Below are 23,147 nucleotides of genomic sequence, written 5' to 3'. Positions count from 1 at the left end.
GAATTGCAAAAACTACATGGAGAAACCGTGAATGTGTGGTGAATAAAATGTTTCGATGGTTGAAAAAAAGTCGTTCTCCAGAAAAATTAAAAAACCTACCTGAGCTTATTCGCAATCTCCAGGACTCAGGCGATTTTCTCCATTATGAAAGCAAGCAACAGGATAGTTCATTTTTTATTTACTACTTTAAAACGCTTGTTCACGAAACGGAATTAAATGATCATATCCTTCCATACCTAGTAGAAAAACCATTAAAGACATTGGAGGATATACCAGAAAGGGTGCCGATCCCAGGTGTTATTCTTTCGAGCGATCTGAAAGAGATCTGTGAGAAGGTGATGCGAGGCTACGTCATTATTCGATTAAATGCAAATGCAACAGAATGTGCCCTTATTCCATCACAAGTTAAAAAGGCAAGGGCTGTTACCCAACCAGAAGTAGAATTTACAGTGGTCGGCTCCAAAGAAGCATTTGTTGAATCACTTGATACGAACTTGCACTTAATTAGAAAGCGCCTGCCTGTTTATGAACTAAAAGCCTATGAAGTAACGGTTGGCAAGCTGACAAACACAAAAGTTGTCGTTCTCTACCTTGATGGTATTGCAAACGAAGAGAACGTTAATACGGTTAAACAAAGACTTGAAGATATAAAGGTCGATCAAATTGTGGATAACTCTGTCATTATGCAGTTAATTACTGATAATAAAAATTCTCCTTTTCCGCAACTGATTGATACTGAGAGGCCAGATCGGGCTACATCTGTTTTATGTGAAGGGAAGGTTGTGGTACTCTCAGATGGTTCACCACAGGCATTGATCGGGCCAACAACTCTGGTCGAGTTTTTCTCTGCATTTGAAGACTATTTTGTTAACTGGATCGTAGCATCCAGTGCTCGTTTGATTCGTATTTTTGCTATTTTATTCTCCATACTTGTTACGCCTGTTTATGTAGCGACGTTAACCTATCACTATGAATTAATTCCAAAAGATTTACTCGGTACGTTAGTTAGTTCAAGGCAGCGCATTCCGCTTCCACCAATACTAGAAGCGATCTTTCTAGAATTATCAATTGAACTATTAAGAGAAGCTGGAGCAAGGTTACCTACCAAAGTTGGGCAAACCATTGGTATTGTAGGAGGTATTGTGATTGGGACAGCGTCGGTTGAAGCTGGATTAACAAGTAACGTATTGCTGATTATTGTCGCGCTGTCAGCACTGGCCTCTTTTACAACCCCTGTTTATCGAATGAGTAATACGATTCGTTTAACACGCTTTCCGTTTCTTCTATTCGCTCATCTGTGGGGGCTTCTTGGGGTAACCATATGCTTTTGCTTCTTAATCGCTCATCTTCTTAAGCTCAAATCCTTAGGTCGACCTTTTCTTGAGCCGCTTTATCCCCTACGTGTTCAGGATTTAAAAGATGCGATTATCAGACTGCCTTTAAAATTCCAGAATAAGCGTCCGCTTCATTTGCAATCAGAAGATACCGTGCGATTTAAACCTGTTACTGAAAAAGAGAAAAATGATTTTCATGAATAAGATGAGAAAGGAGATGCTTCTTATATGGCAGGACCAGAAGTAAAAGATCAATATAAGGTATCTCCATTTCTCGTCTTTTACCTCGTCCATTCTGTCCAAGTAGGCGTAGGGGTAATGGGATTTCAACGAATTAGTACCAAATATGCAGGCAACGATGCCTGGATTTCAGTATTGGCAGCGGGACTTAGCTTGAACCTTATCATTTTTCTGATTTATAAAATTATGATGAAGGAAAAGGGGGATCTCATCTCCTTACACCATAACCTTTTCGGAAAATGGATCGGTGGATTACTAAGCTTGATTGCTATCGCTTATTTTATTGCGATGGGTATAACGGTTCTACGAACGTATATTGAGGTGGTTCAAGTTTGGATGTTTCCAGATTTAAATAAGTGGATTTTTGGAACAGTGTTCTTACTCCTCGTTTACTATTGTTTATCTGGAGGTTTTCGAGTGGTAGCTGGGATCTCCTTTTTTGGGGTTGTCATTCCTTTTTACCTGGTTCTTACCATGATATTTCCTTTGTTCTATGGACATTTTCGTGATCTACTTCCTATCTTCAATCACTCCTTAATGGAGTTGTATGAGGGAGTCAAAGGAGCTTCCCTTTCCTATTTAGGTTTTACAACTCTTTTCATGTATCTGCCATTTATTAAAGAGCCAGAAAAATCACATCGTTGGGCGCAAGGTGGTCATTTATTGACTGTTTTTATTTATACGACTGTCATGATCACGACAATCGCGTTCTTTAGTCCTGAACAACTCCAAAAAACGATTTGGGCAACATTAACGACTTGGAAAATTGCTGAAATGCCTTTTGTACAGAGATTTGAATATATCGGAATTGCTTCATGGGCACTTGTGATCTTACCGAATCTTTGCATCACCATATGGGCTGCTGGTAGAGGGATTAGAAGGTTGTCACGCGTTAGTCAGCAAAACGCAACCATTCCAATACTAGTCCTTATCTTAATTAGTAGCAGTTTGTTTGCACGACGAGAAAGTATCGACCTTTTGAATCAATATACAAGTAAGGTCGGTTTCTATTTTGTCTACATTTATGTACCATTTGTATTTGTCTTTCAGTACATCAAAAGTAAGGTGGGAAGATCGGGATGACTCGACTGTTCATTTTCATTGTGAGTATCTTACTCCTAACAGGATGTGTTCAAAGAAGTATCCTGGATGATATTCAAATGGTTACGATTATTGGCTATGATCTTCCAGAAGAAGAAAGCGAGGAAGGTCTTATAAAAGGGGTTGCGGTAGCCCCTCAATATCAAGCTGATGGAAGAATTGATAATAGTGTTTTTGTTCAAACAGCAGCACTTAGTAAAGAAATAAGAAGTCAATACAATTCAGAATCTCCTAAACCGTTCGTAAGTGGGAAACTGGAAGTCGCGCTATTTAGTAAAGACATTGCGGAGACAGAAGGCATTATTCAATTAGTAGATACGCTTCAAAGAGATCCTTCTATAGGATCGAGAGTTTTTTTAGGGGTTTCAAGTAGCGATATGGAAACGTTGCTAAGGACAAACTATGGTAATGTCGACACAGGTACATTTATTCATGATACCCTGAGTCACAATAGCAAGCATGGAATGCTCCCGGAAACTAACCTTCATGATTTTTTGTACAATTATTATTCTGAAGGCAATGATCCTTTCCTTCCTCTAGTTGAACTGGATGAAGATAAGGTGAAAATCACTGGGCTTGCTCTATTTCAAGGAGATCGAATGGTTGGATCAATTGATGCCAAACATCTTTTCACGTTTAAAGTTCTTCATCAGAAATTTTCGAGCAATGATTCTTTTACTGTCAAAATAAATGAAGAAGAACATGCAGCTATATATAATATTGCTTCAAAGCGAAACCTTAACTTAAAGAAAGTGGGGAGTAATAAAATTGAAATTCATGGAAAAGTTCTTGGGGTTATTAAAGAATATTCCGGTCAGAAGCTTACGCCTGCTAAGTTAAAAGAAATTGAAATGGCGATGGAAGAAGATATAGAAAAAAGGGGAATGGAAATGATTGAAGAATTTCAAACCCAAAATATTGATCCACTTGGACTTGGTAATGCTGTAAGAAGTGTCACGAGAGGAGATTTTAATAAGGAGGATTGGAGACAGAAATATCCTGACATGGATATTTCATTTCAAATGAACGTAACGGTTACGGAATCTGGCGTGATTGAATAAAAAATGAATCTTATAGCGCACTTAATCAAGTACGCTATAAAGTGGTTATTTTACTTCAATTTTCTTCTCGATTACTGACGTCAAGGAAACAAGCTCATTCACTACGATTGTAAGTCGTTCCTTTGCTTTTGTTTCAACCATATAGCCTTTCTCATCAAAGCATGTTGGATCTGCACAGAACTGATCAGGTATCACTAAAGCATATAGACCTCTCATAACGGTTCTCATATTATTAAGAGCATTAATGCCACCTTTTCCACCGCCACCAACAGACGCTAAAGCGGTAGGTTTAGATTTGAAATGAGAACCTCCTAAGAAATCAAGGGCATTTTTTAATGCTCCACTCATCCCGTTATGATACTCAGGTGAACAGATGACAAACGCATCTGCTTTTGTAGCATTGGTGATGAGTCGCTGGACTTCTGGGTGATCCAGATCTTCTTTTTTTCCTTTAAATAATGGAAGGTCATGGAAGCCAGCATCGAATGTAAGGACCTCAATTCCTTTCTCATCTAACTGATCAGTCACAGTATTTGTTAAATTTCGTGTCATAGACTTGTCTCTAGGACTGCCATTCATAACCATTACTTTCATTGTGAAGCTCCTTTCTACTATCTCTATATTCTTTTCATACCTCAATTGTGAGTAAATCAATCTCCTATTAGCGTATTAAAAATTTGTGAAACTTGCATCGGAAATAAGGAGGGGGAATTCTCGTACTTTAGTCTTAGGAATCTTTAAACCAGTTGAATTTTGTTGCATAGAGAGCAGCTTGAGTCCGGTCGTGGAAATTGAGTTTTGATAGTATGCTACTCACGTGTGTTTTAACGGTTTTTTCCGTAATATATAAAGCTGATGCGATTTCTTTATTGCTTTTTCCTAACGTGATCTCTTTTAATACATCTTTTTCCCTTGGGGTAAGCAAGGAGAGTTTTCGCTCTTCTTCTGCCGGGCTTTTCTGAGTCAGGTGTGACATAAGCTGATTTGTAGCAAGTGGGTGGAGGTGGCGATTACCACGATTGGCTTCACGAATCGTGTGAATCAATTCATCAGGATCAATATCTTTTAATTGATAGCCTTCTGCGCCAGCCCTTATGGCTGGAAGAACATGATCTTGATCTGAAAAGCTTGTTAAGATAATAATTTTGATATGAGGAAGACTTTTCTTTAATTGTTTAGTTGCTTCAATGCCATCCATTTCTGGCATAATTAAATCCATTAATATAACATCAGGGTTTAATTCTTTAGCTAGTTTGACTGCGTCCGTTCCGTTTGCTGCTTCTCCGATAATCTCAATATCCTGCTGTGTTTCAAGAAAAAAGCGCAATCCTTTTCTTACCATAAGGTGATCATCGGCTAGTAGTAGTTTTATTTTTCTCTCCATGTTAATCCCTCTTTCATATTGGAAGTCTAACTTGAACTTTTGTTCCATTCTTTCGTTTACTAACAATCGAAAAGGTACCTCCAAGTAGTGAGGCTCTTTCCTTCATTCCTTTAAGCCCAAGTGTGAAATCTCCAACCGCTTCTGGATTAAAACCGCTACCCTTATCAAAAACTGTAAGACAGACCTCTTGTTCAGTAATTTGGAGGTAAAGGGTAACTTCACTTACTCCTGCATGCTTATGTATGTTGTTAAGTGATTCTTGTCCGATTCGAAAAAGCGCTTCTTCAATTGGTCGAGGAAGAAGTTTAAAGCCAGAGACGTCACAAGTGGGAGAGAGACCTAATCCAATCGCGTAGGTTTTAAGCGATGTCATTAGACCGGCTTCAATCCCTACAGGTCGAAGTTGCCAAATTAATGTTCTCATTTCTTGCATCGCTTCTTGAGAGAGCTGTTGAATATCTTGTAATGCATCACTTAGTACACTTGGCATGTTAAGAATATTTCGTGCACCACGTGCAGTCATAGATAATGAAAAAAGTTTTTGGCTCACTGAATCATGCAAATCTCTTGCAAGTCTATTTCGTTCTTCTGAAAGGATAAGCTCCTGTCTTTTCTCATTAACACGTGATTGCTCGATGGCCAGAGCCATATGGTCGGCAACTGCTCGTAAGATTTCCCTATCACTTTTAGAGAAGGATTCCTCAATCACAAATAATATACCGATATGCTCGTCTCGAACCTTCACTTCTAATGCGTGAATGATAGAAGGATTTGGGTGAAGGAGGAAGGTGTTCTTTTTGAGCGCAACTGGTTTTTCGTTTTGAACAGCCTCGTTCATTTCTTGCATGGTTTCTGCAGAAAAAGCTTCGTTCACCACGCTTAGTTTTCCATCTTTATAGATCGAATGGAGAACATCATTCGGTTTGCTTTTCAGAAAGTAGCCGACTAAAGGCCAGTTGAATGACTCTCCAGTACGTTGCACAATAGCACTAATGAGATCATCGGCACATTCGTGACGCCATAATTCTCTCGTTAATGTTTCTAATTTTAAATAATTTTCCGCTCGCTTCTGTTCATCTTGATAAAGTTGTATTCGTTTAATAGCAGTACCAATTTGAAAAGCAACGGACTCAAGAAGTGTCAACTCATCGTTAGAAAACGACTCTTTACCTGGGGAACCAACGTTTAATAATCCAAATGATTCTCCGGCAGCTGTTAATGGGACGGTCGCATGGTGCGTCAGTCCTTCCGTATCACCCGTTTTAAAATGCACAGCATCTTCTAGGCGTTTACATTCTATAATATTAACGGCCTGATTTAATCGCCCGTCCCAATATTTATTTAAGCACCAACACGTGCCTTTGCACATCGGTTCTTTATCGTGTTGAGCAAGAGCAGCGGGTAGTCTGACATCAGCTTCACACGTAAATTTGTTTTTATCAGTTGATAAGAAAATCCAACCAGTCTTTAATCCGGTAACACTTAATAAATCTTCAAGAACAGCTTGAAGCATAGGCTTCAAATCTGTCGAACGATTTAATGTTTCTGCAATCGTTTTTAAGGTATATAATTCTCGTTCATCACCCATTGCTATTCCCCCAATATTCGAACAATTGACAACGTTTATTATACTATAGACGAGGTTATTCTCTAAAGAGTGGTATTTACAAGAGAGCTTGTTAGCGTCATGATCATGCTAGAGAACGGGGAGGGAAAGAATATGAAAATTAAAGAAAAAGCTACAGAACTTTCTTCAGTTCAACTGATTGTTCTTTTCTATTTATTGGCTGTTGTACTGTCGACAGTTCTCTTAAGTCTCCCAATTGCCCACCAAGCAAATGTTGAGTGGGACTTTATCGATGCCTTGTTTACAGCGGTAAGTGCCATTAGTGTGACGGGATTGACGGTTGTTTCAACCGCTGATACGTTTAGTACGGTCGGAACTTACATACTCGCGTTTGTTCTTCAATTCGGTGGAATTGGCATTATGACTCTTGGAACTTTTGTTTGGTTGTTAATGGGTAAAAAAATCGGAATGAAAGAACGCCAGTTGATTAGTACGGACCAGAATCGTGGGACATTAGCTGGACTAGTAAAATTAATGAGACAAATCCTTGGACTCATTCTCTTATTTGAGGCGATTGGAACAATAATTCTTGGCATCTACTTATTAAAGTATTATGATTCGTGGCAAGATTCATTTCTGCAAGGTTTTTTTGCTGCAGTAAGTGCTACAACTAATGCAGGATTTGATATTACGGGAAGTTCACTTGTTCCATATGCAAATGATTATTTTGTTCAAACGATCAACATGATCTTACTTATTTTGGGTGCGATCGGATTCCCTGTTCTAATTGAATTGAAAGATTATTTATTTCAAAAGAGAGAAACTGTAGCTTATCGATTTACTTTGTTTACCAAGGTTACAACCGTCACATTCTTTGCACTTATTATAATAGGAACTGTACTCATATGGATTTTAGAAGCCGGAAATTTTATGGCGGATAAATCTTGGGATCAAGCACTATTCTATTCCCTGTTTCAATCCGTTACAACGAGAAACGGCGGGCTTGCTACGATGGATGTAAGTGAATTTACTCTCTCAACTCAGATGGTATTAAGTTTGCTCATGTTTATCGGAGCATCTCCTAGTAGTGTTGGAGGAGGAATTCGAACAACTACATTTGCTGTTGCTGTTTTAACAGTTATTCATTTTGCAAGAGGCAAAAAGAGTATCAAAGTTTTTGGAAGAGAGCTTCTTCATGATGATATTATTAAATCGTTTATCGTGATTTTTACGGCGACGGGTCTTTGTGGTCTAGCAGTCGTTGTTCTTTCAGCAACAGAAACATTTTCGTTGGCTGAGATTGTGTTTGAAGTAACCTCAGCTTTTGGAACGACTGGTTTATCACTTGGCATTACTTCTGAGCTCAGTACTGCTGGAAAATGTGTGATTATCTTTCTAATGTTTGTAGGAAGAATCGGTATTATTTCCTTTTTGCTAATGATGCGTGGGAATGCTCCTGTTGAACATTATCACTATCCGAAAGAACCAATTATTACCGGATAATGAGACTTGTGTGACAAATATATCGTTAGGAATACGTTTTCATTAGAGCTGTTATTTTCTTCTAGGCAGGGGTATATGTATACTACTTCTAATTCCTAAGGAGGAAGGTATCATGTATTCAAAAATAGTAGTCGCTTATGATCGTTCTGAAGATAGTGAAAAAGCTTTACATCAAGCGGTTAAATTAGCAGAACTAAGCAAAGCTTCTATTCATTTAGTGCATGTATCAAAAGAATCAAATAAACTCTCGGCTCAACCAGCGACAAGAATACCCTATGGGACAGGCAGTATTGGCAATGAAGGACATGCTGGTGTTCCATCTCCAGTTCCTGAGGAGCAGAACGGCGTTATGATTGAAAGAAGCGAAGGAGAAGCCATACTCCGTGAAGTAAAGGAAACGCTTCATCACATGGGAGTGAATGTTCACTCTGAAGTAAGAGGCGGTGATCCTGCTAAAGAGATTGTGGACCTAGCTGTAATGATAGAGGCAGATTTAATTGTAATAGGAAGTAGGGGGTTAAGTGGGATAAAAAAATGGATGCTTGGAAGCGTTAGTGAAAAAGTTGCCCAACATTCTCCCTGTCCAGTATTAATCGTAAAATAGGAATTTCTAGCCTGGGAAACCAGGCTTTTTTTTTGTGAAAGAATGTTAAATAAAAATAACTAAAAGTTATGTTTACTTAACATTATGTTTGGTATAGAATAGATTTATAAGAGAAGAGATATGTGAGGAGTTAAGATGATGCTGAACAATCGAATTAGAGAATTAAGGGCACGTTTTCGCTTCACACAACAGGAGCTGGCTTCAAAAGTTGGGGTGACAAGACAAACGATTGCCGCTGTGGAAAAGGGAGAGTATGTCCCATCTTTACTACTAGCAATGAAGATTTGTCGTGAATTTGACATGGTTATGGAAGAAGTATTTCAATTACAGGAGGAATCAGAATGAAGTTATCTGTGATTTACATGATGAATGTCATTGTTCTTGGACTTTTTGGATGGGCAATGGTTACGTACTACGATGCAGCGTCTCAATTCCAACGGTTAATGAGTGGAAGTGGAGATGATGTCATCATTAATATTACGCCTATTTTTATTACTCTCCTGATTGTTAGCATCATCGGATTCATGATTACTCGTAATAAGAGAAGAAATAACAAAGGATGGAAAGAAGCTCTCCTACTTCCTTCCGAACTGTGTGAAGATGATGAACGGGAAAAAACGTTAACAGCTCACGCTTGTCGAAATGCCTATATTGCCATGATGTTTACTTCACCACTTTTAATTGCAGCAATGACTTTGCAACCGGTAGTGTCAAAGCAATTTCCGGCTTATCCTATTCTTGTCTTACTATTCTTACCATTTGTTCAAATTAGCGTGTTCTATTTTTCTCTTCGTAGAAAGTTGAGATGATCGGTTACCAGCAAAGCTTCACAGTTAGCTCGCTACAACTATCTTCGTTTCCAGTGTTAAGATCGACACGAAGGGCATCTGGTGTATAGGCAATGTGGAAGGGAGAAGTGATACCGGCACGCTGAATCAAGGCATGAACATGAGATTGATCATTTTTTTGAGCGGCATCTTTTAATTCATGAGCAAATTGAGCATCCTGATTCACTTTATCCAGAAGTTTTTGTCCTTCCTTCATAAGATTCGTACACGCTACAGCTGAATGCTGGAAACGGGTAACTTCAATAGGAGGAAAGTTGCGGTAATAAGGATAAGTATAGGGAGAATAAGCCCATTTGCTATAACGATCGTCTTTAAATGCCATTATCGTCCTCCTGCATACGTGATATTGTTACTGTATTACGTTCCTTAAAAAGGTGTGCGTCTACTTTGAATTTGTGAAATCTGTTTCAAACAGGTTACAATAATTCAGAAGACGTTTGAGAAGGAGCATGATGTTTTGAAGAAATATATTATTTTTACGATTAGCCTTGTATGCCTTTATTTCATCTTAAATTTAATTATTGGTTCGATTGTGAATGCAGTCTTTCAACCAGAGTGGTTAACTGCTTGGAGTAAGGGGCAGGAATTAACTGGCACAGTGACATTCGGTCTTTTATATAATCCTATTGATCTTATAAGTTTAGTGTTATCATTTGTCATCAGTGCGATCATCACATCAAAAATCAAGTACACCTAAATCGTGCCAAGGCACGATTTTTTGTTTTTATAAATGTAGAACGTATGATAAGCCTATAATCGGAAACTAGCAAGGAGAATCCATAATGAGGATAAAGCAAATAACGAAGGCATTTCCTTATGCGCTTCTACTTGAAGCTGATCCATTTCTGACTCATATCGAACATTATTTGAAAGAGGGATACTGTTACGTTGCGGCGGAAGAAGAGGAAGTAATTGGCGTCTATGTTTTAGTAATAAAAGAGGACAAAAAAGTTGAGATTATGAATATTGCTGTGAGGGAAGATAGAAGGGGAGAGGGAATAGGGAAACTTCTTATTCATGATGCAATTAATAGGTCTAGGGATCATGGAGCAAGGAAGGTTTTAATTGGGACTGGAAATTCGAGTCTCGATCAATTAGCGCTCTACCAAAAATGTCAATTTCGTATAACAGAGATTATTGAAGGGTTTTTTGATCACTACCCTGAACCTATTATTGAAAACGGAATTCCTTGTCGGGATATGATTCGACTAAGTTACGAGATAGAGTAAGCAAGATATATTTTGAATGTGAGGAAATGGATCTTTTGGAATATTCCATGTGGAAGACGACCGTCTAAAAAAGATGGTCTTTTTTCTGCTGAAACAAAGATGAATGGAGTTAAATTATTTCCTGTTAAAAGAGCAACATGATTTCAATGTTACAATGGTTAGTAGATGCGATAAAGGAGTGGCTAACGTGAAACCCGGTGAGCTAACGAAGAAGTGCAGTATGTTAGAGACAATAATTGATAACGCTTACGAATGGCTTGTCGTTGTAGATAAGGAAGGCACTATTAATTTCATGAACAAAACGTATTGTGAATTTCTAGAAGTGGATAGCTCAGAAGTTATTGGTAAGCACGTAACGGATGTCATTGAGAACACACGCATGCATATTGTTGCAAGAAGTGGAAAAGTAGAAATAGCGGACTTGCAGTATATTCGTGGAAACTACATGATTGCCAATCGTGTTCCCATTTATCACAACAAAGAACTAGTCGGAGCTGTTGGTACAGTTATTTTTCGCGATACGGAACAGTGGAAGCAAATGAATACCCATATTAAGGAGCTATTATCCGAACTGGAATATTACCGTAGCGGGTCTGCGAGGGAAAACGGCGCGAATTATTCCTTATATGATATTGTAGGTGTAACAGAATCGATTCAGAGTTTAAAAGAGAAGGTGAAGCAAGTAGCAAGCGGAAATGTTTCGGTTCTCATTCGTGGTGAAAGTGGAACAGGCAAAGAACTTTTTGCGCATAGTATTCATCAACTTAGTGAGCGTAGCAATAGACCTTTTATTAAAGTGAACTGCGGTGCCATACCGGATCAACTTCTTGAATCTGAACTTTTTGGATATGAGGAAGGTGCTTTTACTGGAGCGAAAAAAGGAGGTAAGCCTGGAAAGTTTGAGCTTGCTAATACGGGTACTATTTTTCTAGATGAAATTGGAGACATGCCACCTAATATGCAAGTGAAATTATTACGTGTTCTGCAGGATAGAGAAGTAGAGCGTGTTGGCGGAGTATCATCGAAAAAAGTTGATGTAAGAGTGATCGCAGCTACAAACCGACCTTTAGAAGCGATGGTAGAGGAACGTCGCTTTCGCGAAGACTTATTCTATCGAATCAATGTGATGCAATTGCATATTCCACCATTAAGAGAAAGAATTCAAGATGTAAAAACGCTTGCAGAATCTTTTGTAAATAAAATTTCCATGAAAGCTGGGAAGCGCGTCATAGGAATTGGAGAGGAAGCCTTTCAATTATTAAAAAAGCATAATTGGCCTGGTAACGCTCGAGAGCTAGAGAATGCGCTAGAAGCTGCTGTTCATTTAACACGTAGTGAAACAATAGAAGTCAAGTCGCTTCCCGATTACTTAAAAGATAAAGCGGGCATCATCGCGGGAAATAGGAAGTTAAGAGATATTTTAGAAGAGGCTGAAGCAGAAGCGATCCGGAAAACGCTCGTTCAATGTGAGAATGATAAAATGATTGCGGCTGAAATACTTGGTATAGGGAAAACAAGCTTATATGACAAAATCAAGAAGTATAATCTTAATTAAATTCCAGAAATCCGGAATTCGTTCCGGATTTCTGGAATTTCTTATTTTTCTAGAAAACGATGACGTTCTGACGATTAAATGAAGACTAATTCGTCGTTTTTTCCGAAAAAACGGAATGTAGGAAAAGTAAATAAATCACCCAATCATTGAATGCGCTTACAATTTTGTGAACTCTCCCACTATGGCATGATTCTTGCAACTAATCTATGAAGAAGAAAAAAGGAGTTGTGATGATGAAAAAACATTATATGAGTGGTTATGATGCAGTAAGCGAAATTGCTGATGGGTCAACTTTAATGGTTGGGGGCTTTGGATTAGTAGGAATTCCTGAGCAAATGATTTTAGGGTTAGTAGAATCAGAAGTTAAAGACCTGACGATTATTTCAAACAACTGTGGTGTGGATGATTGGGGGCTTGGACTTCTACTTAAAAACCACCAAATTAAAAAGATGATCGGATCCTACGTGGGAGAAAACAAAGAATTTGAACGGCAGGTGCTGGCAGGTGAGCTTGAAGTTGAGTTAATTCCGCAGGGAACACTTGCTGAAAGAATTCGAGCTGGCGGTGCTGGTATTCCCGCTTTTTATACACCAGCAGGGGTTGGTACGAAGGTAGCTGAAGGGAAAGAAACACGAGTGTTTCGTGGAAAAGAATATGTTTTAGAGCATGCCTTATATGCAGACTACAGTCTGATTAGAGCTTATCAGTCGGATGAGGCAGGCAATCTTGTTTATAACAAGACAGCGCGTAATTTTAATCCAATGATAGCAGCTGCAGGAAAAATCACTTTAGCTGAAGTTGAGAACATAGTAGCTACAGGTGAACTGAATGCAGATCAGGTTCATACGCCAGGAATTTATGTTCAGGGCCTTCTTGAAGCAAAGCAGGAGAAACGGATCGAACGAAAAACCATTCGTAACAGATAGGAGAGATAAGGATGAAGTCAACTAAAAGTAATGTACGAGAACGAATCGCAAGAAGAGCAGAAAAAGAAATTAAAAACGGTTATTATGTGAATCTTGGCATCGGGATCCCCACTCTTGTTGCTAACTACATATCAGATGATAAAGTGATTGTCCTTCAATCTGAAAACGGTCTTCTTGGAATTGGAGAATATCCACAAGAGAGTGAAGTGGACCCGGATCTCATCAATGCTGGGAAAGAGACCGTAACAGAAATGCAAGGCGCTTCTTATTTTGATAGCGCAGAATCGTTCGGGATGATTCGAGGGGGGCACATTGATCTCGCGATACTCGGAGGGATGGAAGTATCTGAAGAAGGTGACCTTGCAAATTGGATGATACCAGGAAAAATGATTAAAGGGATGGGCGGGGCAATGGATCTTGTTCATGGAGCAAAGAAAATCACGGTTATTATGGACCATGTCAATAAAGACGGTGCTCTTAAAATCGTAAAGAGCTGTTCGCTCCCATTGACAGGAAAAAGCGTCGTCAATCGCATTATTACTGATCGCGCGGTGCTAGACGTAATTGATAGTGGGTTAGTGGTGCAAGAAATTGCATCGGGATACACTTTGGAAGATATTAAACAATCAACAGAACCTGTCATCAAAGTATCACCAACACTGAAATATAATGCGTATTAAGAAGGAGGGCTAGTATGTTAAGTATGATCGGTTTAATTGGTGGGTTATTACTTCTCATTTACCTTACGATGAAAGGAATGAATCTACTAGTTGCGGGACCTCTCTGTGCGATCGTTGTCGCAGTACTGAGTGGATTACCACTTTTCCCACAGCTTGTGGAAGAAGGAGCTCCGAATTTCGTTGGAAATTACATGGGAGGATTTTCAGGGTTCGTTGCTTCTTGGTTTCCTATGTTTTTACTTGGAGCAATCTTTGGGAAAGTCATGGAAGATAGCGGTGCGGCAGATAGCGTCTCTAAATGGGTTGTAGAAAAGCTTGGATTAAAACAGGCGGTGCTCGCTATCGTTCTAGCCTGTGCGATTTTAACATACGGCGGTGTCAGTCTTTTTGTTGTCGCATTCTCTGTTTATCCAATGGCAGTTAGTTTATTTAAACAGGCAGATTTACCACGTCGGTTTATACCGGCGACACTTGCGTTTGGTTCAGTTACCTTCACTATGACATCTGCTGGATCTCCAGAAATTCAAAACTGGATTCCGATCGAGTATTTAAATACTAGTCCTTATGCAGGGTGGGAAGTTAGTTTAGTAGTTGCATTATTTATGGCGCTTTTTGGCTACTGGTGGTTAAAACGTATGATTTCGAAAGCTGTAGCAAAAGGAGAACGATTTGAAGCGAGAAAGGAAGATCCTGAAGTAGAGAATCGTCCACTTCCAAATCCATTACTTGGACTTGTACCACTTGTTATCGTATTGATTATCTCCTTCATTTTCCATGATAGTTTAAAGCAATCAGCACTCATCATTGCTTTACTCGGAGGGATTGTAGCAACTTATTTGTTAAATCGCAAATACTTCGAGAATTTTGGACGTGCCGTTTCTGATGGTACGCTTGGAGCATTGATTGCAATCGGAAATACAGCGGCTGTAGTTGGTTTTGGAGGAGTAGCACAGGCTGTTCCAGCATTTGAAACGGCAGTGGATTTCATGACGGGTATTCCTGGAAGTCCTCTCATTGGGGGTGCAATTGCAGTAAGTGTAATTGCTGGATTAACAGGATCAGCATCTGGTGGTCAAGTGATCGCTCTTCCAATCCTTGCTCCTCACTATATTGATGCTGGTGTGAATCCAGAAGCGCTTCATCGTACAATTGCGATCTCTTCTGGTGCACTTGATTCATTGCCTCATAATGGTTATGTTGTAACAACGATTCGGGCCATATGTGGAGAATCTCACCAGGATGCATACGGTGCAGTAGGAGCGCTTACAGTCATCGTCCCTCTTATAGGACTTGCTCTTGCTATTCTATTATTCAGCCTCGGACTTGGAATCTAGTATGAAAAAGGAGGGAGTTTGTTGTTAATAAATAAGAAAGTAGTTGTAATTACTGGAGCAGCGAGCGGGATCGGGAAGGAACTAGCGCAAGTGTTTGCAGAGAACGGTGCAAAGGTTGTCCTTAGTGATTTGGATGAGGATAAGGTCAAAAGGGCTGCAGCTGAACTAAAAGAAAATGGTATGGATACGATTGGAATTCACTGTGATGTAACGAAAGAAAACGAAGTAGAGGCATTATTTTTTCAAACGCTAAAAAAGTTTGATCGGTTAGACGTTTTGATTAATAATGCAGGTCTTCAACACGTTTCAAGTATTGAAACATTCCCAACTGAAAAGTTTGAACTGTTAACAAAAGTAATGCTTGTTGCACCGTTTATTGCAACTAAGCTAGCTTTTCCGATTATGAAGAAACAGAAGTGTGGTCGAATTATTAACATGTCTTCTATTAATGGACTTGTGGGCTTCTCAGGAAAAGCTGCTTACAATAGTGCGAAGCATGGTGTGATTGGTCTTACAAAAGTGGCTGCACTTGAAGGAGCTGAAGAAGGCATCACGGTAAATGCTGTTTGTCCAGGTTATGTCGATACCCCGCTAGTAAGAGGTCAGCTTGAAGATTTAGCTAAAAGTAGAGACGTAGCATTAGAGAGGGTACTAGAAGAAGTGATCTATCCACTCGTTCCACAAAAGCGTCTGTTAACAGTGCAGGAAATTGCAGATTACACGATGTTTCTAGCAAGCGACAAGGCAAAAGGGATTACAGGACAGGCAGTGGTCATTGATGGAGGATACACGGCACAATAATGGATTCTTTGAGTGAACCATAGTTAAATCTATTCCCTTTAAAAAACTTGTAAACGCTTTCCTTTTGTTTGTAAAATAGAGAAGAATGGAGGGGAAAACATGAAAGATGTTTTTATTTTGGAAGGTGCGAGAACGCCATTTGGAACGTTTGGAGGTTCACTTAAAAATATTAGTCCAACTGACTTAGGAATTACGGCAAGCAAGGAAGCGCTAGTAAAAAGCGGGATAGAGGCTAGTGAAATTGATCTTTCTGTCATTGGGAATGTGATTCATTCAACATCAAATGCTTCTTATCTCGCGCGTCATATTGCTCTTGGAACAGGAATACCGATCGAGAGCCCTGCACTAACAGTGAATCGTTTATGCGGTTCTGGAATGCAGGCCGTCATATCAGCTGCTCAATCGATTATGATGGGAGACGGTCAAACGGCCCTTGCCGGCGGAGCGGAGAATATGAGTTTATCGCCTTATACGTTAAGAGGAAATCGTTTTGGAGCTAAAATGGGTGCTCCAAAAATGGATGATATGCTGTTGGCTACGTTAACAGATGAGTATACTGGAACTGGAATGGGGATAACGGGAGAGAATCTTGCAGTAAAGTATGGGATTTCTAGAGAAGATCAAGATGAGTATGCAACCCAAAGTCAGCAAAAAGCAGCCGAAGCAAGAGAGAAAGGCATTTTTGCGGAGGAAATAGCCCCTGTTGAGATAAAAGGGAAGAAGGGGATGGAAAGCTTTGCGATTGATGAGCATATTCGAGAAGGTACAACAGCAGAAAAGCTAGCTGGGCTTAAACCTGCTTTCAAAAAAGATGGAACTGTCACTGGTGGGAATGCAAGTGGCATAAATGATGGAGCCGCTTCTGTCGTATTGGGAGGAGCAGATTATGTCTCTTCAAAGAATCTTAAGCCACTTGCTCGAATTGTCTCCTGGGGAATAGCGGGAGTAGATCCTTCGATTATGGGAATTGGACCAGTACCTGCTATACGGCAAGCATTAGATAAAGCAGGTATGACACTTCAGCAGATGGACTTGATTGAAGTGAATGAAGCCTTTGCCGCTCAGTATCTAGCCGTTGAAAAAGAGCTAGAGCTTGATCGCTCACGAGTGAATGTAAACGGTGGTGCAATTGCTTTAGGGCATCCAGTAGGTGCGAGTGGCACGCGCATTCTTTATACGCTTATAAAAGAATTAAAGCGTAGAAATGGAAAGTATGGGGTTGCCTCACTCTGCATTGGTGGCGGACAAGGAATTGCTATGGTGGTTGAAATCATTTAATTTGTCAGAAAAGATTGCCAATTGAATTAATATTGCGTATACTAATGGTACTAACATACGGAAAGGGGTTGTGCATGATGGTAAATAACAAAATGAATTCATTGTTAATTGCATATTGTGCACAGTCCAATTGGTAAGGTAGGAGTCTCTTCTTACTTCTGATTAATAAGATCAAAAAACCATGGGCTGTGCGACTGTGTCGCTATGTCTATGGTTTTTTATACTCAATCAGCTAATCACATACGCTGATTGTAGGATAAGAGCCGACATCACTGTACGGCTTTTTGTCATATTTACACTTATTAATCAGGAGGCTTTCAATTGAATCGAATAACATTAGGTTGGAATTCATACTTTGAAGAAAATTATCAAGCTATAGAAAATGGATTTATACCAGCTCGAGTTATAGTAGAACATCGTGGAGGTTATAACGTCTCTACAGGAGAAAGTTCTTATGCAGCAGAACTTTCAGGTAAGTTCCGATTTGAAGTAACACGGCGTGAAGCTTTGCCAGCAGTTGGTGACTGGGTCCTTATTGCTCCTAAAACGGATAACAAAGCAATAATTCACGATCTGCTACCGAGGAGAAGTAAGTTTTCAAGAAAAATTGCAGGGACGACAACTGAGGAACAAATTATAGTAGCTAATGTTGATACGGTTTTTCTTGTCAATGCATTAAATCAGGACTTTAACCCCAGTCGTATTGAAAGATACCTTGTCATGGCGTGGGAAAGCGGTGCAAATCCTGTTATCGTGCTCAGTAAAGCTGATCTTTGCTCAGATATTAAAGGGAAAGTAGATGCCCTTTCTGGTATAGCTGTAGGGGTACCGATTCATGTGGTGAGTTCAGCGACCGAAAAAGGGATTGATGACTTAAAAGTGTATTTAACAGAGGGAACGACAACAGCTTTGTTAGGTTCATCAGGTGCTGGTAAGTCTACGCTCATAAACAAGTTATACGGCAAGGAGATTCAGATTGTACAAGATATTCGCCAAGATGATGGCAAAGGAAAGCATACCACGACTAGTCGAGAACTGATTACGCTGCCTACAGGTGGTGTATTAATTGATACGCCTGGTATGAGAGAACTTCAGCTCTGGCAAACCGATCATCTTTCTCAAAGCTTCCCTGATATTGATGCATTTGCAGAGGAATGTCGTTTTAGAGATTGCCAGCATGAAGGTGAACCTAAATGTGCAGTGAGAAATGCAATAGAGGAAGGAATGTTAGAAGAAAGAAGGCTTGAAAATTATAAGAAGTTCCATCGTGAGCTAGCTTTTCTTGAGCGACAAACAAATAAGAAGGCTCAGCTTGAGGAGAAGAAAAAGTGGAAAAAAATCGCTGGAGATCGAACTAGAAAGAATCGCTAGGGTCTTTAATTTAGGAGGGAGACGACGAAATGACGGATGAGCGCTCTGTGTTAAACGATTATGCTTCGCTAATTAATTGGTTAGAATCGACTGCGATGGAGATGAGCGAAACCATCTTCTTTCAGCCTATCAAGCAAGGGAAATGGTCTCCAGCTGAAATCCTTTCACATATCATGATGTGGGACAATTATCTTCTTAAAGAAAGAATTCCTTTTATTGATATGGAAGCTAATTTGCCTAAACTTGATAACGTTGAAGAAGTAAACCAGCGCGCAGCAGAGTATGCGTTATCTGGTCTAAATAAAGAAAATTTAGTTGCTGAAACTGTAAAAGCACGAAGACGAGTGGTGGCCCGCCTTCAGCAATTTGAACCGATTCAATGGAGCAACACGTTTTATATTGAGAAGTATCCAATCTGTCTTACAGGTTATATCAAAGGTCTTATTGAGCACGATGATCACCATAAGTTGCAAGTAGAAGTTTTTATGAACGAGCAAGGATTTTCCCTGTCCCACTTTACCTCATAGCTAAACTTTCTCATCTCTCCGACTTCTGAATCAGCGGATAAGAAAGAGAGGCTGGGGTTAGGCTATAAGGTGGAGGTGAGAAGAATGGCAAAACATAAAGCAAACCCTACAACCAATGGCCTGGCTTCATCCCAACCAGAAGGACAGGGAACAGGAGTTGAAGTAGGGATAACGTACGACTCTAAACGAAAAAAGAAAAAGAAATAACAACGAAGCGCTGCTATGAGCAGCGCTTTTTAGATTGTTTTTAGCTCTTTTTCTTCCATTTTAAATTGTTTATTAGTACCATCCATTAGTAAATTTCTGCAAACTGCCTGATGTGTAAAGTATTTAGTACGCTAACGAGACGGCTTGTAGCTTCAAAGAGGTTGTCCTTTGATACAGTTGTAAGAGGTAATTTGAATCTTACAGCACCTTCATAGAGTGAGGGTGACAGCAATACATGAGCTTCTAGAAGTAGATCCCTCAATTCTTGAAGGTTTAATGCTGGCTTAAAATCAAACCAGATGGAAGTAGAGTCAGCTATTTCCAAAATTGTTATTTGGTCTTTTAGTGCATCTAATTTATTTAGTACTTGTTTTTTCCTAGCACGTAATTCTTCTTTTACCTCTTCAAAATGCTCATGAATTTCAACTGAATATAAAATGTTATGAACAATTTCAAGAAAAACGGGAGGAGGGGTCATGTTAAGTTGAATTTGAAGCGCCGATAAACGTTTTATAACATGCTCCGGTCCTAAAACCCACCCCATACTTAAACCGGGGGAAATACCAGTAATGTGTCCAACTTGTACAACGAGTTTTTGATCGGTACCAAGTTCATAATATGAGCAGCTATCATTATGATGATACCTTGTAAGCAAAGACGTTTTAACTATTTCTAGTATTGGTATACCGATTTTTTCACATTGTGTTAATATTTTTTTTCTTTGTTGGATTGTTGATGATTGTGTTATGGAAAATTGGTGCTCCATCATTGAATTTGCAATGATTAGTTTGATTCCTTCCCTTTGGAAATGATGATTTGTTAAAGGGTGATTGGCTGAATAGCGAATAACATGAATGCCGGAAGCTAGAAATAAATTTAATTGGGAAGGGTTTATTGGTTCTTCGACGGCAATTACGTCACCTGGGTTTAGAAAGCATTTTACTGATAAAAGTATCGATTGTTCAAGACTAGAGGTCAGAACGATGTTTTCAGTAGATACTGATTGATTGATAAAGCGATTGATCATATGTTTCGTTTGAAACATAGTTGGAGAAAATTGTTCTTTACCAGTAGTGTAAGCAGTTAAATCATAAGCATTTCGCGCAAGACATAAATCTGGTGCAACCTCTCCTGCGTTCAGGTTAATGAACGAGGGATCATTCATATAGTTAGAAGAATGGGTAAATAGTAACGTATTTTCGGATAAATGCTGATTTCGAAGTTTATTCCACGTTGTAGAGTGACTGGGAATGAAATCTGCTGCATCTGAACTGACTCGTGTCCCGCTTCCTTGCCTGGACGTAATGAGTCCGCTAGCCCTCAATTCAGCGTATGCTGTCGTAACAGTGCTTCGATTGACACCTAGTTGGTCGGCTAGATCGCGTTCAGCAGGAAGAGGATTCCCCGGTTGGAGAGAGCCATTTATAATAGAATCCTCATAGAAATCAACGATTTGTTTGTACAACGGTTTGCTGCTCTCTGGATTAAGTATAAATCTCGCCATTGTCCACCACCTCACTACTATTATAGAGAAAAATAGAGGGAATTGTATAAAATTTTCAAAAAAATTGGAATGGAGAAATTCACGATAAACACAGGTTTTAAGCCATTTGACGGATATTTTTGTAGAAAAAGACAAATTGGATGGTATACTTTTGGCTAAATTGGATGGTTACAGAAAGTTTTTTGAAATTTAAAATAAGTTTAATCATTCAGTTAATTGTTAATATTCAAACGAGAATCGATAATGGTTTACATAAGTTGAGTGATATGACCTCCCTGTTATAGATCTCGCAATGGTTTCCCAATCGAAGAGCTTCGTTTGAATTTATAACACAAAGGTCTACGTAAAGCTAGACCTTAACTGAATGGTACAAACAAATAGGGGGTAACACAATGAAGAAAAAGTTTTCGCTTTTGCTTTCGGTCATCTTGTTGTTAAGCCTTTTCCTTGCAGCGTGTTCCGGTAATTCGAACACATCAAGCAACACAAACAGTGAAGGAGAAGCGACAAGCGGAGATAGCGATAGCTCAGAAGGATCAGCGGAACAGGTTCTAAACTTAACAGATACACAGGATATCCCGACTATGGACTCAACGCAGGCAACAGATACTGTTGCATTTAATGCAATGAACCAGGTATTTGAAGGTCTTTATCGTCTTGATAAAGATAACAAGCCTGTTCTAGGTATGGCAGCAGAAGAGCCAGAAGTTGAAGAAAAAGACGGCGAAACTGTTTATACATTTAAAATTCGCGAAGATGCGAATTGGTCTGATGGCACACCAGTGAAAGCAGACGATTTCGTATATGCATGGCACAAAATTATTCACCCAGATACGATGGGCGGATATGCATCAATGATGGGTGCTGCAGGTATTAAAAATGGTAATGAAATTATTACTGAAGGCGATCCACTATACGGTAAAGTAGAAGAACTAGGTGTGAAAGCAGTAGATGAAAAAACACTGGAAGTTGTGGTTACACAACAAGTTCCTTATTTCTTTGATCTATTAACATTTGCATCATTCTATCCACAACCTTCGGAATTTGCTGAAGAGCAAGGCGAGAACTATTCACTTGAAGCAGATACAATGCTTTACAACGGTCCATTTACGCTAGCTGAATGGAATCACGGTGAAGGTTGGAAGCTTGCTAAAAATGATGGATACTGGGATGCTGACACAGTACAGTTGAAAGAAGCAAATTACAAAATTGTAAAAGACGAAGCAACTCGTGTTAATCTTTATGAGACTGGAAGCATTGATCGTGCTAGTCTTAGTGCAGATTTCGTTGATCAGTTTAAAGATCGCGAAGACTTTACAACAATCCTTGATACAACAATTTATTTCCTACGTATGAACCAGAAGAACGAAGCCCTTGCTAACAATGATATTCGTAAAGCACTTTATTTATCGTATGACCGTGATGGTCTAGTAAATGTACTACTAAACAACGGTTCAGTAGCAGCTCGTTACCTTGTACCAAAAGAATTCTTGTTCCTTAACGACGAAGATTTCCGTGCGCCAGCTCCAGACGGCTATCTTGCAGATCAAACTGCTGATGATGCTGCTGAGTACTGGAAGAAGGGGCTAGAAGCTCTAGGTACTGACAAAGTTGAACTTGAATTCCTTACTACGGATAGTGACCTTGCATCTAAAATTGCAGAGTATGCGAAAGATCAGTTTGAGTCTAAGTTAGACGGTCTTACAATCACAATTAACAAACAGCCTTGGAAGCAGTTCCTTGATCTTGAAGATGCTGGAGACTTTGATATCTCAACTGGTGGTTGGGGACCAGACTATCCAGATCCAATGACTTATATCTATATGTTTGAAACAGATGGCGCCTATAACCGCATGGATTATTCTAATGAAGAGTATGACAAGCTGGTTACTGATGCTAAAACTGAGACGGACGAGCAGAAGCGCTGGGAAATGATGCAAGAAGCAGAGCGCATTCTAATCGAAGAAGATACGGCGATCCTACCTACTTATCAGGGTGGCGGAGCGATTATCATGAAAGATTACGTGAAGAACTATCATATCCACAAGTTTGGTGCTGATTCTTCTCTTAAATGGGTAACGATCGAAAAGTAA

General features: G+C 39.4%; 24 protein-coding genes. 19 read left to right on the top strand and 5 right to left on the bottom strand.

Features of this window, described 5'->3' with window-relative positions; translation table 11 throughout:
* Window positions 1-47 precede the first annotated feature (47 nt).
* From PQ578_RS16865 to PQ578_RS16855, 3 genes are read left to right on the top strand one after another with little or no spacing between them, the layout of a single operon-like run.
* Window positions 48-1,538 (top strand): spore germination protein, encoded by a 1,491-nt coding sequence (locus tag PQ578_RS16865; RefSeq protein WP_273835590.1) that lies wholly within the window; start codon window positions 48-50, stop codon window positions 1,536-1,538.
* 24 nt (window positions 1,539-1,562) lie between these two features.
* Window positions 1,563-2,657 carry a GerAB/ArcD/ProY family transporter gene (locus tag PQ578_RS16860; RefSeq protein ID WP_273835589.1) on the top strand — a complete coding sequence of 365 codons (1,095 nt, stop codon included), beginning with the start codon at window positions 1,563-1,565 and terminating at the stop codon, window positions 2,655-2,657.
* Entirely contained in the window at window positions 2,654-3,736 is a 1,083-nt protein-coding gene (locus PQ578_RS16855; protein WP_273835588.1) for a Ger(x)C family spore germination protein, read from the top strand. Before PQ578_RS16860 ends, PQ578_RS16855 begins: the two co-directional genes overlap by 4 nt.
* 45 nt (window positions 3,737-3,781) lie before the next feature.
* Here the strand turns inward: PQ578_RS16855 and PQ578_RS16850 are convergent, their stop codons facing one another.
* The 3 genes from PQ578_RS16850 to PQ578_RS16840 all read right to left on the bottom strand — a co-directional run bounded on the left by PQ578_RS16850 (window position 3,782) and on the right by PQ578_RS16840 (window position 6,708).
* Window positions 3,782-4,330 carry an NADPH-dependent FMN reductase gene (locus PQ578_RS16850; RefSeq protein WP_224884501.1) on the bottom strand — a complete coding sequence of 183 codons (549 nt, stop codon included), beginning with the start codon at window positions 4,328-4,330 and terminating at the stop codon, window positions 3,782-3,784.
* A 133-nt stretch (window positions 4,331-4,463) separates the two neighbouring features.
* Window positions 4,464-5,120, bottom strand: a complete 657-nt coding sequence (locus tag PQ578_RS16845) for a response regulator (protein ID WP_273835587.1) — start codon at window positions 5,118-5,120, stop codon at window positions 4,464-4,466.
* A 13-nt stretch (window positions 5,121-5,133) separates the two neighbouring features.
* Window positions 5,134-6,708, bottom strand: a complete 1,575-nt coding sequence (locus PQ578_RS16840; RefSeq protein WP_273835586.1) for a GAF domain-containing sensor histidine kinase — start codon at window positions 6,706-6,708, stop codon at window positions 5,134-5,136.
* 132 nt (window positions 6,709-6,840) lie between these two features.
* Here PQ578_RS16840 and PQ578_RS16835 point away from each other — a divergent pair, with 132 nt between their 5' ends.
* From PQ578_RS16835 to PQ578_RS16820, 4 genes are all read left to right on the top strand, one after another.
* Window positions 6,841-8,190, top strand: coding sequence for a TrkH family potassium uptake protein (locus PQ578_RS16835; protein ID WP_273835585.1), 1,350 nt, complete (start codon window positions 6,841-6,843; stop codon window positions 8,188-8,190).
* 112 nt (window positions 8,191-8,302) lie between these two features.
* On the top strand, window positions 8,303-8,794 hold the full coding sequence (locus tag PQ578_RS16830) for a universal stress protein (protein ID WP_224884493.1): 492 nt from the start codon (window positions 8,303-8,305) through the stop codon (window positions 8,792-8,794).
* Between the two features lie 135 nt (window positions 8,795-8,929).
* The gene (locus tag PQ578_RS16825) at window positions 8,930-9,139 is read left to right on the top strand and encodes a helix-turn-helix transcriptional regulator (protein WP_273835584.1); all 210 of its coding nucleotides are present in this window, start codon (window positions 8,930-8,932) and stop codon (window positions 9,137-9,139) included.
* Window positions 9,136-9,603: a hypothetical protein gene (locus PQ578_RS16820; protein ID WP_165999861.1), complete on the top strand. Its 468-nt coding sequence runs from the start codon at window positions 9,136-9,138 to the stop codon at window positions 9,601-9,603. The genes PQ578_RS16825 and PQ578_RS16820 overlap by 4 nt, the downstream gene beginning before the upstream one ends.
* 4 nt (window positions 9,604-9,607) lie before the next feature.
* On the opposite strand, the gene PQ578_RS16815 is transcribed toward PQ578_RS16820, so the two are convergent.
* Window positions 9,608-9,964: a YuzC family spore coat inner layer protein gene (locus tag PQ578_RS16815; protein WP_273835583.1), complete on the bottom strand. Its 357-nt coding sequence runs from the start codon at window positions 9,962-9,964 to the stop codon at window positions 9,608-9,610.
* Between the two features lie 135 nt (window positions 9,965-10,099).
* Here PQ578_RS16815 and PQ578_RS16810 point away from each other — a divergent pair, with 135 nt between their 5' ends.
* The 11 genes from PQ578_RS16810 (at window position 10,100) to PQ578_RS16760 (ending at window position 19,550) form a co-directional block, all read left to right on the top strand.
* Complete coding sequence (locus tag PQ578_RS16810; RefSeq protein WP_160921125.1) at window positions 10,100-10,339, top strand: hypothetical protein; 240 nt, start codon at window positions 10,100-10,102, stop codon at window positions 10,337-10,339.
* 85 nt (window positions 10,340-10,424) lie between these two features.
* Window positions 10,425-10,871: a GNAT family N-acetyltransferase gene (locus PQ578_RS16805; protein ID WP_273835581.1), complete on the top strand. Its 447-nt coding sequence runs from the start codon at window positions 10,425-10,427 to the stop codon at window positions 10,869-10,871.
* Between the two features lie 187 nt (window positions 10,872-11,058).
* Window positions 11,059-12,426 carry a sigma-54 interaction domain-containing protein gene (locus tag PQ578_RS16800; RefSeq protein WP_420541576.1) on the top strand — a complete coding sequence of 456 codons (1,368 nt, stop codon included), beginning with the start codon at window positions 11,059-11,061 and terminating at the stop codon, window positions 12,424-12,426.
* A 233-nt stretch (window positions 12,427-12,659) separates the two neighbouring features.
* Window positions 12,660-13,352, top strand: coding sequence for a CoA transferase subunit A (locus PQ578_RS16795; RefSeq protein WP_273835579.1), 693 nt, complete (start codon window positions 12,660-12,662; stop codon window positions 13,350-13,352).
* A gap of 11 nt (window positions 13,353-13,363) precedes the next feature.
* Complete coding sequence (locus tag PQ578_RS16790; protein ID WP_273835578.1) at window positions 13,364-14,032, top strand: CoA transferase subunit B; 669 nt, start codon at window positions 13,364-13,366, stop codon at window positions 14,030-14,032.
* Between the two features lie 14 nt (window positions 14,033-14,046).
* On the top strand, window positions 14,047-15,366 hold the full coding sequence (locus tag PQ578_RS16785) for a GntP family permease (RefSeq protein WP_273835577.1): 1,320 nt from the start codon (window positions 14,047-14,049) through the stop codon (window positions 15,364-15,366).
* A gap of 21 nt (window positions 15,367-15,387) precedes the next feature.
* On the top strand, window positions 15,388-16,167 hold the full coding sequence (locus PQ578_RS16780) for a 3-hydroxybutyrate dehydrogenase (RefSeq protein WP_273835576.1): 780 nt from the start codon (window positions 15,388-15,390) through the stop codon (window positions 16,165-16,167).
* Window positions 16,168-16,266: 99 nt separating this feature from the next.
* On the top strand, window positions 16,267-17,445 hold the full coding sequence (locus tag PQ578_RS16775; protein ID WP_273835575.1) for a thiolase family protein: 1,179 nt from the start codon (window positions 16,267-16,269) through the stop codon (window positions 17,443-17,445).
* 321 nt (window positions 17,446-17,766) lie between these two features.
* Complete coding sequence (gene rsgA / locus PQ578_RS16770; protein ID WP_273835574.1) at window positions 17,767-18,816, top strand: ribosome small subunit-dependent GTPase A; 1,050 nt, start codon at window positions 17,767-17,769, stop codon at window positions 18,814-18,816.
* A gap of 29 nt (window positions 18,817-18,845) precedes the next feature.
* Window positions 18,846-19,343, top strand: a complete 498-nt coding sequence (locus PQ578_RS16765) for a DinB family protein (protein WP_273835573.1) — start codon at window positions 18,846-18,848, stop codon at window positions 19,341-19,343.
* Window positions 19,344-19,427: 84 nt separating this feature from the next.
* On the top strand, window positions 19,428-19,550 hold the full coding sequence (locus tag PQ578_RS16760) for a YuzL family protein (RefSeq protein ID WP_098446566.1): 123 nt from the start codon (window positions 19,428-19,430) through the stop codon (window positions 19,548-19,550).
* 85 nt (window positions 19,551-19,635) lie between these two features.
* Here PQ578_RS16760 and PQ578_RS16755 read toward each other — a convergent pair whose 3' ends face one another.
* A complete protein-coding gene (locus PQ578_RS16755) occupies window positions 19,636-21,054 on the bottom strand; it encodes an aminotransferase-like domain-containing protein (RefSeq protein ID WP_273835572.1) in 1,419 nt (472 codons plus the stop codon).
* Window positions 21,055-21,446: 392 nt separating this feature from the next.
* Here PQ578_RS16755 and PQ578_RS16750 point away from each other — a divergent pair, with 392 nt between their 5' ends.
* Complete coding sequence (locus PQ578_RS16750) at window positions 21,447-23,147, top strand: peptide ABC transporter substrate-binding protein (protein ID WP_098446568.1); 1,701 nt, start codon at window positions 21,447-21,449, stop codon at window positions 23,145-23,147.

The organism is Guptibacillus sedimenti, from assembly GCF_028610665.1.
Lineage (GTDB): Bacteria > Bacillota > Bacilli > Bacillales > Guptibacillaceae > Guptibacillus > Guptibacillus sedimenti.
Note: the sequence above shows the minus strand (reverse complement) of the source record. Positions and strands in the feature narration are given on the sequence as shown.

Coding starts and splice junctions, on each gene's coding strand:
- PQ578_RS16865 (WP_273835590.1), top strand. CDS start 48: ATGTTTCGATGGTTGAAAAAAAGTCGTTCTCCAGAAAAATTAAAAAAC.
- PQ578_RS16860 (WP_273835589.1), top strand. CDS start 1,563: ATGGCAGGACCAGAAGTAAAAGATCAATATAAGGTATCTCCATTTCTC.
- PQ578_RS16855 (WP_273835588.1), top strand. CDS start 2,654: ATGACTCGACTGTTCATTTTCATTGTGAGTATCTTACTCCTAACAGGA.
- PQ578_RS16850 (WP_224884501.1), bottom strand. CDS start 4,330: ATGAAAGTAATGGTTATGAATGGCAGTCCTAGAGACAAGTCTATGACA.
- PQ578_RS16845 (WP_273835587.1), bottom strand. CDS start 5,120: ATGGAGAGAAAAATAAAACTACTACTAGCCGATGATCACCTTATGGTA.
- PQ578_RS16840 (WP_273835586.1), bottom strand. CDS start 6,708: ATGGGTGATGAACGAGAATTATATACCTTAAAAACGATTGCAGAAACA.
- PQ578_RS16835 (WP_273835585.1), top strand. CDS start 6,841: ATGAAAATTAAAGAAAAAGCTACAGAACTTTCTTCAGTTCAACTGATT.
- PQ578_RS16830 (WP_224884493.1), top strand. CDS start 8,303: ATGTATTCAAAAATAGTAGTCGCTTATGATCGTTCTGAAGATAGTGAA.
- PQ578_RS16825 (WP_273835584.1), top strand. CDS start 8,930: ATGATGCTGAACAATCGAATTAGAGAATTAAGGGCACGTTTTCGCTTC.
- PQ578_RS16820 (WP_165999861.1), top strand. CDS start 9,136: ATGAAGTTATCTGTGATTTACATGATGAATGTCATTGTTCTTGGACTT.
- PQ578_RS16815 (WP_273835583.1), bottom strand. CDS start 9,964: ATGGCATTTAAAGACGATCGTTATAGCAAATGGGCTTATTCTCCCTAT.
- PQ578_RS16805 (WP_273835581.1), top strand. CDS start 10,425: ATGAGGATAAAGCAAATAACGAAGGCATTTCCTTATGCGCTTCTACTT.
- PQ578_RS16795 (WP_273835579.1), top strand. CDS start 12,660: ATGAAAAAACATTATATGAGTGGTTATGATGCAGTAAGCGAAATTGCT.
- PQ578_RS16790 (WP_273835578.1), top strand. CDS start 13,364: ATGAAGTCAACTAAAAGTAATGTACGAGAACGAATCGCAAGAAGAGCA.
- PQ578_RS16785 (WP_273835577.1), top strand. CDS start 14,047: ATGTTAAGTATGATCGGTTTAATTGGTGGGTTATTACTTCTCATTTAC.
- PQ578_RS16775 (WP_273835575.1), top strand. CDS start 16,267: ATGAAAGATGTTTTTATTTTGGAAGGTGCGAGAACGCCATTTGGAACG.
- PQ578_RS16765 (WP_273835573.1), top strand. CDS start 18,846: ATGACGGATGAGCGCTCTGTGTTAAACGATTATGCTTCGCTAATTAAT.
- PQ578_RS16760 (WP_098446566.1), top strand. CDS start 19,428: ATGGCAAAACATAAAGCAAACCCTACAACCAATGGCCTGGCTTCATCC.
- PQ578_RS16755 (WP_273835572.1), bottom strand. CDS start 21,054: ATGGCGAGATTTATACTTAATCCAGAGAGCAGCAAACCGTTGTACAAA.
- PQ578_RS16750 (WP_098446568.1), top strand. CDS start 21,447: ATGAAGAAAAAGTTTTCGCTTTTGCTTTCGGTCATCTTGTTGTTAAGC.